Annotated in this window: 7 protein-coding genes; 2 read left to right on the top strand and 5 right to left on the bottom strand. The window is 64.3% G+C overall.

The genetic code is table 11. The features are described 5' to 3' along the window. Nucleotides 1-99: 99 nt before the first annotated feature. Nucleotides 100-1692: a peptide ABC transporter substrate-binding protein gene (locus MJ8_RS10280; protein WP_201414269.1), complete on the bottom strand. Its 1593-nt coding sequence runs from the start codon at nucleotides 1690-1692 to the stop codon at nucleotides 100-102. Nucleotides 1693-1863: 171 nt separating this feature from the next. On the opposite strand from MJ8_RS10280, the gene MJ8_RS10275 reads away from it, so the two are divergent. After that, nucleotides 1864-2433, top strand: coding sequence for a TadE/TadG family type IV pilus assembly protein (locus MJ8_RS10275; RefSeq protein ID WP_225248217.1), 570 nt, complete (start codon nucleotides 1864-1866; stop codon nucleotides 2431-2433). After that, nucleotides 2430-4187, top strand: a complete 1758-nt coding sequence (locus MJ8_RS10270) for a TadG family pilus assembly protein (RefSeq protein ID WP_201414268.1) — start codon at nucleotides 2430-2432, stop codon at nucleotides 4185-4187. Before MJ8_RS10275 ends, MJ8_RS10270 begins: the two co-directional genes overlap by 4 nt. A gap of 7 nt (nucleotides 4188-4194) precedes the next feature. On the opposite strand, the gene MJ8_RS10265 is transcribed toward MJ8_RS10270, so the two are convergent. The 4 genes from MJ8_RS10265 to glgA all read right to left on the bottom strand — a co-directional run bounded on the left by MJ8_RS10265 (nucleotide 4195) and on the right by glgA (nucleotide 11124). Beyond that, a complete protein-coding gene (locus MJ8_RS10265) occupies nucleotides 4195-5850 on the bottom strand; it encodes an alpha-glucosidase family protein (protein WP_201414267.1) in 1656 nt (551 codons plus the stop codon). Further along, nucleotides 5850-7847, bottom strand: coding sequence for a glycogen debranching protein GlgX (gene glgX / locus MJ8_RS10260; protein ID WP_201414266.1), 1998 nt, complete (start codon nucleotides 7845-7847; stop codon nucleotides 5850-5852). The genes MJ8_RS10265 and glgX overlap by 1 nt, the downstream gene beginning before the upstream one ends. Nucleotides 7848-8046: 199 nt before the next feature. Beyond that, nucleotides 8047-9675: an alpha-D-glucose phosphate-specific phosphoglucomutase gene (locus MJ8_RS10255; protein WP_201414265.1), complete on the bottom strand. Its 1629-nt coding sequence runs from the start codon at nucleotides 9673-9675 to the stop codon at nucleotides 8047-8049. 3 nt (nucleotides 9676-9678) lie between these two features. After that, entirely contained in the window at nucleotides 9679-11124 is a 1446-nt protein-coding gene (glgA, locus tag MJ8_RS10250) for a glycogen synthase GlgA (protein ID WP_201414264.1), read from the bottom strand. Between the last annotated feature and the right edge of the window lie 91 nt (nucleotides 11125-11215).

Raw genomic sequence — 11215 nt, 5'->3', positions numbered from 1 at the left:
GGGTAGCCTGAAAATCCAACTCGACTTTCGGCCCGGCACGACGACAGACCGCGACCGCCGCTCCCCAAAAGGGAGCGGCGGCACGGCCAAGGTTTCTTGTCAGTCCTTGGAGATGAAGCGGGACGGATGAATGTCCATGACGTTGTCGTCGAAGCCATGCAGCTTCGAGGAAACGATGTCGTGATAGCTGTAGTAGAGCAGCGGGATCTCGCCGACATCGTCGACGAGGATGCGCTCGGCCGCGGCGAGGTCCTTCATGCGCTCCTCGGGCTTGCCGCCGGCAGCGGCCGCCTTGTCCATGGCGGCTTCATAGGCAGGGCTGTTGTAGTTCGAGTAGTTGTTGCCGCTCGCCTTGCGCGAGATGCCAAGGAAGGTTTCCGGATCCTTGTAGTCGGCGATCCATGCGGCGCGGGCGACGTCGTAGTTACCCTTCTGCTCGAGGAAGCTATAGTGGGTCTTGGTGTCGGTGTTGAGAAGCGTCACCTCCACGCCGAGCGGCTTCAGCTGTTCCTGGATGGCGACCGCGGTGTTCTTATGGTTCTCCGAGGTGTTGTAGCGGATTTCCATCTTCAACGGGTGCTCGGGCGTGTAGCCGAGCTTTTCCAGGATTTTCTTGGCCTCGTCCTCGCGGTCGATCTGCGGCATGTCCGCATATTTGGCCAGTGCCGGCGTGTAGCCCTCGATGCCCGGAGGCACCATAGAATATCCGGGCAGCATGGAATTCTGCCAGACCTTCTCGGCCAGGAAGTCGCGGTCGATCGCCATCGAGATGGCGTTGCGCAGCTCGACATTGTCCCAAGGCGCCTTATCGGTCTTGATCGCATAATAATAGGTGCCGAGATATGGCCCGACACGGACCTGGTCGCCGAATTTGGTTTTGAGATCGGCGAGCTGTTCGGTCGGCAGGTCACCATAGCTGTCAAGTTCGCCAGCCTCGAAGCGCTTCATCGCCGACGAGCGATCCTCGGTCGGGATATAGTTGACCACGTCGAGCTTGACGCTGGCAGCGTCCCAGAACTTCGGGTTCTTGACCAGTTTCATGTGGTCGTTGGGAACCCACTCCGCCAGCGTGTAGGCGCCGTTGGAAACCAGCTTGCCCGGCTTGATCCAGTCGGCGCCGAGCTTGTCCATGGAAGCCTTGTTGACCGGATAGGTCGCCTGGTGGGTCAGCATCTCCAGGAAATAGGGCGTCGGAGCCTTCAGCGTGACTTCAAGCGTGTTGGCGTCGATCGCCTTCACGCCCATATCCTCGGCCTTGCCTTTCTTGGTGTTGAAGTCCTCGGCGCCCTTCACCGGATAGAGCATCGAGGCATATTCCGCAGCGGTGGCGGGATCTTCCAGCCGATGGAACGAATAGACAAAGTCGTCTGCCGTCACCGGGGTTCCGTCGGACCAGAGGCCGTCCTTGCGCAGCTTGAAGGTGTAGACGGTGCCGTCATCCGACACCGTCCAGCTCTCGGCGGCGCCCGGAATGAGGTTCGTCTTCTGATCATGCATGACGAGGCCCTGGAACAGGTCGCGTATAATATCGGCCTCGTAGACCGTCGACGTCTTGTGCGGATCGACCGTCTCCGCCTCGGCGGCGGCGCCACGGTTGTAGACCGTTTCGGCGAAGGCAGGCGTATAGAAGGCCCCGGTCGCGAGAGCCATGGTGGTGGCGAACACCGTCGCCTTCAGCATGTTTTTCAGCATGAAGTTCTCCCTGTCGGCGCAGCCCCTCAGCCGCGCCTTTTTTAAGTTTTGACACCCCGGAACCGTTGAAACGGCCCCGTTTCAGGCGTGCCGCCGGTCCCTTCCGGCGGCTGGTGGCAGGAGACTAGACAGAGGCAAATCTTATTTCAACCATTGCCTGCTTGACGCAAAGTGAGCGTCATCACGCTAAAACAGCGGAACCTAAAGCTTAGAGCTTGTCTTCAACTTGGCACACCTGCCGGTTGTTCGAGGCGTTTTCTGTTTTTGCAGGCAGGTTTTGGCATTCTCCGCATCATGCTGAAAAACCGAAAATTCCTTGTTTCGTGGTGTCGTTTCCGGGCTGACGCCACGGGCACGTCGGCAATCGAATTCGCCATGCTTGCGCCGATCTTCATCCTGCTTCTGCTCGGCATGGTTGCATACGGAATCTATTTCGGCGCCAGCCACTCCGTGCAACAGATCGCCGCCGACGCGGCGCGCACGGCGATTGCCGGCCTGAACCAGACCGAGCGGCAGGCGCTGGTCACCGATTTCATCGCGCACGACGTCTCGGGCTATCCCTTCGTCGATCCCAACAAGCTGACCGTCAACGCACAGGACAGTGTCTCCGACGGCAGCCAATTCGTGGTTTCGGTCACCTACGATGCGCGCAACCTGCCGATCTGGAACCTGTTCAAGACGCTGCCGCTGCCGGGCACGACGATCCAGCGCCAGTCGACGATCCGCGTCGGAGGGATATGATGCGGGCCAAGGGGGGATTGATTGCGGCGACGCGGAAGCTGCTCGCCGACCGTAGCGCGAATTTCGCCGTCATGACGGCGCTATGCACGCCGGTGGCGCTGGCGCTGACCGCCTTCGCGATCGACGAAGGCTCACTGTACAACGAGCGCCGGGCCGCGCAGTTGATCGTCGACCTTGCCGCCATCACCGCGGCCTCGAACATCACCAATGCCCAGCAGGCGGTGCTGGCGACGCTCGCCGACAACGGCATCACCTCGGTCGCCGTGCAGCAACAAGGCACCACCGTGGCGCCAACCGCCACCAAGGCGGTCGTCCAGATCGTGCCGGGGCGCTACACGGGCGTCAGCACCATTGCCGCCGGCAGCCGGTTCGAGGCGGGCAAGCTGCCCTACAATGCCGTGCAGGTGTCGCTGAAGAAGCAGGGCACGCTCTATTTCGCCGGCTCGATCATGGCGCCGCCCACTCTCGGCACGACGGCAATCGCCAGCGCGCAGCCGCAAGCGGCTTTTTCGGTCGGCTCGCGGCTTGCCAGCCTCAACGGCGGCATTCTCAACGCGCTTCTCGGCGGCCTTCTCGGCGGCAACGGCATCTCGCTCAGCGTGATGGATTACAATTCGCTGGTGTCGGCCGATGTCGACATTCTTTCCTTCACCGATGCGCTGGCGACGCAATTGCACCTGACGGGTGTGAGCTATTCCGACGTGCTCGCCTCCAAGGCAACGATCGGCCAGATCGCTACCGCGATGGCCAATGTGCCGGGGCTGGACCGCACCGCCAAGATCGCCCTGCAGACCATGGCCTCCAGCGCCACCAACACCGTCAAGATTCCGCTCAGCACCCTCATCGATCTCGGCTCCGTCGGCGATCTCGGCCTCGGGCAAAAGCCGGCCGGGCTCAACGTGACTTCCAGCGCGCTCAGCATGCTTACCGCGGCGGCCGCTCTGGCGAACGGCACGAACCAGGTGGCGGTCGATCTCGGCGCCACCATTCCGGGACTGGCATCGACGACGCTTGCGATCGCCATCGGCGAGCCGATGCAGAACTCGGCCTGGCTGGCTGTGGGAGAAGCCGGCACCGTCGTGCGCACGGCGCAGACCCGCATCAAGCTCAACGCCAACGTGACACTTGGCAATCCCAATCTCGGCGGCGGCACCAGTCTTGTCGCCGTCCACCTGCCGCTCAACGTCGAAGTGGCCTATGCCGAAGCGAAGCTGACCGATATCAGCTGCCCGACCGGCCCCTCCAGCATCAAGGTTTCGATCGTCGCGCAGCCGGGCGTGGTCTCAGCCCATCTGGCCAACAGCAGCGCAAGCGGCTTCGCGGATTTCACCAAGCCGCAATCATTCTCCGACGCCGATATTGCGGACCTGAAGCCGTTGCTCATCCCGGTGCTGCAGGTGACAGGCTCGTCGGCCTTCTCGGTCACCAACATGACGCCGACCAACCTGACCTACAACGCCACCGACATCGCCAACAAGGCGACCAAGACGGTGTCGACGAAGAACCTGACGCAGTCGCTGACGACATCGCTGGTCAACAACCTGACGCTTTCGATCAATGCGCTGGGCCTAGGCATCGATCTGACCGCCCTGCTCGGCACGGTGAAGCCAGCGGTGACGACGCTGCTCAACGGCGTGACCGCGCCAGTCGACAGCCTGGTCTACAATGTTCTTGGGGCGCTTGGCGTACGCGTCGGAGAGGCCGACGTCCGGGTGACCGGCGCGAGCTGCGGCCGCTCGGTGCTCGTCCAGTAAATCACCGTCAGCCAATCCTGCCGACGAAACTGCCCAGTGGCGGCAGCGCCACCGCGCTCTCCTCGACGACACCGGTTAGAACGCCGGCGACATCAACGGCAAAAGCCGTTATCTCTACATCCCCCATCTCGGCCGGCAACACCCAGTTTGCCGGCTCCGCGGCGAAGTTGAAGACGCACAGCAATCTCTCGTCCTCCTGCAGGCGGATGAAGGCCAGCACATCGCCCTCGGCCTCGAGAAAACGGATGGAGCCCGCGATCAGCGCCGGATGATGCTTGCGCAGGGCAAGGATCGATCGATAGGCCGCGAGCACGGAACCGCCCTCGCCATCCTGAATGTCGACCGCCCGGGCGCGATGCGCTTGCGGCACCGGCAGCCAGGGCTTGGCCGTCGAAAACCCGGCATTCTCGGCCTCCGCTTCCCAGACCATCGGCGTGCGGCAGCCGTCCCTGCCCTTCACGCCCGGCCAGAAGCGGATGCCGACGGGGTCGCGCAGGTCCTCATAGGCGAGATCGGCTTCCTCCAGCCCCAGTTCCTCGCCCTGGTAGAGACAGATCGACCCGCGCAGGCATGACAGCAACGCGATCGAGAATTTGGCCACTGCGTCCGGGTTCTCGCCGGGCCGCATCCAACGGCTGACATGGCGCATGACATCATGGTTGGAGAAGGCCCAGCAGACCCAGCCGTCCGGGGCGGTCGTCTCGAACGCCTCGACGCAGCCGCGCACATGGGCGGCGGAAAATTGCGGGCTGAGCAGGTCGAAGGTGTAGCACATCTGCAATTTGTCGCCGCCGGAGACATAGGCGGCGAGCGTCTGCAGCGAACGCTCCTCGTCACCCACCTCGCCGACCGCGGCGCGGCCCGGATATTCGTCGAGCAGCGCGCGGAAGCGTTTCAGGAAGTCGAGATTCTCCGGCCGTGTCTTGTCGAAGAGATGCTCCTGGAAGCCGTAGGTGCTGGTGGAACCGTTGGTGCCGGCGACGCTTGACGCCAAGGGCGGATTGTCGCGCAGCCACCGGTCGTGGACATAGTAGTTGACGGTATCCAGCCGGAAGCCGTCGACGCCGCGCTCCAGCCAGAAGCGAACGGTGTCGAGCAGCGCGTCCTGGACCTCCGGGTTGTGGAAGTTCAAATCCGGCTGCGCTGCCACGAAATTGTGCATGTAATACTGCCGGCGGGTGGCGTCCCATTCCCAGGCGGGGCCGCCGAACAGCGATTGCCAATTGTTGGGCGCGCTGCCGTCCGGCTTCGCATCGGCCCAGACATACCAGTCGGCCTTGGCGTTGTCGCGGCCGGCGCGACTTTCGATGAACCATTCGTGCCTGTCGGAGGAATGCGAGATCACCTGGTCGATGATGAGCTTCAGGCCGAGCCGATGCGCCTCGGCGATGAGCGCATCGAAATCCTCCAGCGTCCCGAACATTGGATCGACATCGCGATAGTCCGACACATCGTAGCCCATGTCGGCCATCGGCGACTTGAAGAAGGGTGACAGCCATATCGCGTCGACACCGAGTGACGCGATATGGGCGAGCCGCGCGGTGATGCCGTTGAGGTCGCCGCTGCCGTTGCCGGTCGTGTCCTGGAAGGAGCGCGGATAGACCTGGTAGATGACGCAGCCGCGCCACCATTCGGTCCCTTGCCCGGAATTGTCGCCAACCATCACGAGCCCTTCTTGTTGCGCGATCCAGCGGCACGCCGCTCGATCATGAAACCGACGCTCCGGCCGGGTAACGGCCGCGCAGGATCGACCGGGTGCGGATCGACCGCCGGGAGCCATTCGAAGCCTTCCCGCACCGGCAAGGTGAAGACGCATTGCCGGCGGTCGCCATTGATCATCACGGCAAGCCGGCGGCCCTCTTTGTCGCCGAGCAGCATGACGAGGCGATGGCGGCCGGGATCGTTCCAGTCGGCCTCGCCGAACGGCGCGCCGGTCTCGGTCAGCCAGGCCACGTCGGGGATTTCCGATCCATCGGCCGGCTCGCCGGTCAGCAAGTGCGTATCCGTCAGCGCAGGAAAGGCCCGGCGCAGCGTGGCGAGCGACGATGCGTATTGCTCGAGCGCCCGATCGCGGCCTTCCCAGTCCAGCCAGGTGATGGCGTTGTCCTGCGCATAGGCATTGTTGTTGCCTTTCTGCGTGCGGGCGAACTCGTCGCCGGCCGTCAGCATGATGGTGCCGCGCGAGGCAAAGAGCGTGGCGAGCAGCGCGCGCCGGTCGCTGGAACGGGCCACGCTGATCGTCCCGTCGCCCGTCTCGCCCTCGGCGCCGTTGTTCCAGGACAGATTGTCGTTGTGGCCGTCGCGGTTCTGCTCGCCATTGGCGTCGTTGTGCTTGCGCTCATAGGCGACGATGTCGGCCAGCGTCATGCCATCATGCGCGGCGATGAAGTTGACCGTGCGGCTGACTGGGTGGTCCTCCCTGCAGAAGATATCGGAGGACCCCGCAAGCCGAGTGGCCAAAGCGCCGATCGCGCCGGCATCGCCGCGCCAGAAGCGCCTGACATCGTCGCGGTAGCGGTCGTTCCATTCCAGATAAGGCGGGCGGAAATTGCCGAGCTGGTAGCCGTTCGGTCCGATATCCCACGGTTCGGCGATCAGCACGCGGCCGGCGAGCACAGGATCGCCGGCAATATCCCGGAGCAGCGGCGCTTCCGGATCGAAAGCGCCGTCGACACGTCCGAGCACCGGCGCCAGATCGAAGCGGAAGCCGTCGACGCCGGCGAAGCGGACGAAGTGGCGCAGCGTGTCGAGCACCATCTCGCGCACCACCGGATGGTCGCAGGCGACGGTGTTGCCGGTGCCGGTGTCGTTGACCAGCCTGCCGTCCGGCTGATGCCGGTAGTAAGACAGCGCGTCGAGGCCGCGCAGCGACAGCGTCGGCCCAAGCCGATCGCTCTCGCCGGTGTGGTTGAAGACGAGGTCGAGGATGGTGCCTATGCCGGCCTTGCGCAGCACGGCAATGGTGTCGCGCAACTCCTCGAGGCCGCCGGGCGCCAGGCGCGGGTCGAGCGCCATGAAGGTGACGGGATTGTAGCCCCAGGCGTTGCCGAGGCCCAGCGGCGGCAGATGCCGCTCGTCGATCCAAGCGGTGACCGGCATCAGTTCCACGGTCGAGACGCCGAGACGCTTCAGGTGCTCGACGATGGCCGGATGGGCGAGCGCCGCGACGGTGCCACGCTGCGCTTCCGGCACCTCCGGATGCAGCCTGGTGAAGGAGCGGACATTGAGTTCGTAGATCAGCCCGCCGGGCAGAAACAGCGGTGGCTCGGCCAGCACCGGCTTGGGCATCGAACGCGCAATCGCCTTCGGCATCAGCGGGGCCGTGTCGGCGCCTTCGTTGCGCTTGGCGGCAAGCCGCCAATGATATTGGTACGGACGGTCGATCTCGACGGCATAGGGGTCGGTAAGAAGCTTGTCCGGATCGAACCACAGGCCCCGATCCGGCGCATAATCGCCGTCGGCGCGAAAGCCGTAACGCGTGCCGCCACCAAGGCCGGGGACAAGGAGCGCATGCACGCCCTCGCCTTCCGGCTTGAGCTCCAGCCGATCGATCTCGCGCGCGCCGCTGTCGTCGAAAAGCGAAACCCAGAGGCGCCGCGCCGATGAGGACCGGGCGGCGAAGCGGATGCCTTCGGGCGTGACGGTGGCGCCGAGGGTCATGCGCGCGCCTTCCCCTCTCCCCTTGTGGGAGAAGGTGGATCGGCGCGCAGCGCCGAGACGGATGAGGGGCGTTGGAAGGAATGAGGCGCCGGTGCTTCAGGCGTCGGTTTTCGCCAAGCTGGAGCACCCCTCATCCGTCCGAGCTTCGCTCGGCCACCTTCTCCCACAAGGGGAGAAGGGGGAGCCTTCTCTTGCACCCTCAAGTAATCACGCTCGGCTTGTTGCGGCCGGTGTGGCTCTTGATGCCGGCGATGTCGTCGGCGGCGGCGATGAGGTCGGCGAGCGCTTCCTGCGTGTCGAGATCGTGCCTGGCCTTGTCCGGCTCGTAGCGCTCGATATAGACGCGCAGCGTCGCACCCGAAGTACCGGTGCCGGAGAGGCGGAGCACGACGCGCGAGCCGCCTTCGAACAGTATCCGGATGCCCTGATGCTCGCTCACCGAGCCATCGACCGGATCGTGATAGGCAAAATCGTCGGCCTTGGCGATCTTCAGGCCGCGCACGGTCGTGCCGGGCAGCGAGCCCAGCTTGGCGCGCAGCTCGTCCACCAGCGCGTTGGCGCGGTCGCTCTCGACCTCCTCATAGTCGTGGCGCGAGTAGTAGTTGCGGCCGTAAGTTTCCCAGTGCTTGGTGACGATGTCCTTGCAGCTCTCGCCGCGCGCGGCGAGGATGTTCAGCCACAGAAGCACGGCCCACAACCCGTCCTTCTCGCGCACATGATTGGACCCGGTGCCGGCGCTTTCCTCGCCGCAGATGGTCGCCATGCCGGCGTCGAGCAGGTTGCCGAAGAACTTCCAGCCGGTCGGCGTCTCATAGATGCCGATGCCGAGCTTTTCGGCGACGCGGTCGGCTGCGCCGCTGGTCGGCATCGAGCGGGCGATGCCTTTCAATCCGTCCTTGTAGCCCGGCGCGAGCTTGGCATTGGCGGCAAGCATCGCCACCGAATCCGACGGCGTGACGAAAATACCTCTACCGATGATCAAATTGCGGTCGCCGTCGCCATCCGAGGCCGCGCCGAAGTCCGGCGCGTTCGGCCCCATCATCTCGTCATAAAGATGCTTGGCGTGCACCAGATTCGGGTCCGGGTGATGGCCGCCGAAATCCGGGAGCGGCTTGAAGTTGCGGCAGGTGCCGTCCGGGGCGCCGAGCCGGCGTTCGAGAATCTCCTTGGCATAGGGTCCGGTCACCGCGTGCATGGCGTCGAAGCGCATGCGGAAGCCCGATTTGAACAGCTTACGCAGCGCCTCGAAATCGAACAGGCTTTCCATCAGCTCGGCGTAGTCCTTGACCGGGTCGAATATCTCCACGGTCATGTCGCCGGCCTTGACCGTGCCGATCGTATCGATGTCGATCTCGCCGATATCGGCGATCTTGAAGCTCGTGATCTCCTTCGACTTGGCGAAGATCGCGTCGGTGATCTTCTCCGGCGCCGGGCCGCCATTGCCGGCATTGTACTTGATGCCGAAATCCTCATGCGGGCCGCCGGGATTGTGGCTGGCCGACAGGATGATGCCGCCGAAGGTCTTGTATTTGCGGATGATGTTGGAGGCGGCGGGCGTCGACAGAATCCCACCCTGCCCGACCATCACCTTGCCGAAGCCGTTGCCGGCGGCAATCGCGATCGCCTTCTGGATGACCTCGCGGTTGTAGAAGCGGCCGTCGCCGCCGATTACCAGCGTCTTGCCCTGGAAACCGTCCAGCGCATCGAAGATCGACTGGATGAAGTTCTCGGCATAGTGCTCCTGCTGGAACACCGGCACCTTCTTGCGCAGGCCGGAGGTGCCCGGCTTCTGGTCGGTATAGGGTTTGGTGGAGACGGTTTTGATCATGCCTCAGGCAGCCCTTTTGGAAAGCAGCAAGCGATAGAGTTCGACGTATTTTTCGGCGCTCTTGTCCCAGGAGACATCGGCCTTCATGCCCTGGCGCTGGATCGAGGCCCAGGCCGCCGGCCGGGCATGCTGCTCGACCAGCCGCTGGATGGCATGCAGCATGGCGCCGCCATTGTTGGGCGCGAACTGGAAGCCGGTGGCGACACCGGCCGACAAGGCGGCCTCGTTGGCGTCGATGATGGTGTCGGCCAAGCCGCCGGTACGGGCGACGACCGGCACGCAGCCATAACGCAACCCGTAAAGCTGGGTCAGCCCGCAAGGCTCGAAGCGCGACGGGATGATGATGGCGTCGCAGCCGCCCTGCATGACGTGCGAAAGGCCTTCGTCATAGCCGACGACGACGCCGACGCGGCCGCGATGGCGCGCGGCGGCTGCAAGCAGCGTGCCTTCGAGGCCGGCGTCGCCCGAGCCCAGTATGGCGAGGCGCGCGCCAGCGGCGACGATACCGTCGACGACGGCGGCCAGGATGTCCATGCCCTTCTGCCAGGTCAGCCTGCTGACGACGCAGACGATCGGGCTGCCGTCCGCCTCCAGGCCGAACCGCTCTTCGACCGCCTTGCGGTTCTTGGCGCGCGCTGCAAGCGTTTCGGCCGAATAATTGGCGACCAGATGCTTGTCCGTCTGAGGGTTCCAGATGTCGACGTCGATGCCGTTGACGATGCCGTAGAGGTCGCTGGCGCGCATGTTGATGAGGCCGTCGAGGCCCATGCCGAATTCCGGCGATCGGATTTCCTGCGCATAGGTCGGGCTCACCGTGGTGATCGCCCAGGCAGCCTGAAGGCCGGCCTTCAGAAAGCCGACGCCGCCGTAATATTCGACACCGTCGAGCTGCATCGCCACGCCCGGCAGGCCGAGCTCGCCGAAGATGCCGGCGCCGAACTGGCCCTGGAAGGCGAGATTGTGGACGGTGATCAGCGACGGCACGCCGACCGCCTTGCCGTAGCGCATATAGGCAAGCGTCATCGCCGACTGCCAGTCATGCGCATGCACGATGTCGGGCTGGTAGCCGGAGATCGCGCCGCCCGCGATGTCGCCGCCGACCTGGCTCAAGGCCGCGAAGCGCCGCCAATTATCCGGCCAGTCGGCGCCGGAAGCGGTTCCGTAAGGGCCGCCCTGGCGATCGAAGAGATGCGGCGCGTCGAGCACGAAGAGATCGAGGTCGCCGACCTTGACGGCATGGATCGCAGCCTTGCCGCCCTGCAGCAGCGGGTACTGGTAGACGGGTTTCTTCTTGGCGAAGGCCGACATGACCACAGGATATCCGGGAACCAGCGTGCGCATCGCCACGCCCTTGCCGGCCAGCGCGATCGGCAGGGCACCGGTCACGTCGGCAAGCCCGCCGGTCTTGATCAGCGGGAAGATTTCGGGCGTGACCGACAGAACCTGCATGCGCTCCACATTCCGATCTCAACGTGACAGGTCAAAGTGACAATCTGTTGATCAAGTCGTCAGCTTGCCGGTCGACCCGATCAGGTCGACA

Origin of the sequence: Mesorhizobium sp. J8 (assembly GCF_016591715.1) — a bacterium.
Lineage (GTDB): Bacteria > Pseudomonadota > Alphaproteobacteria > Rhizobiales > Rhizobiaceae > Mesorhizobium.
The sequence above is the reverse complement of the archived record's forward strand: the minus strand, read 5'-3'. Positions and strand labels throughout refer to the sequence as shown.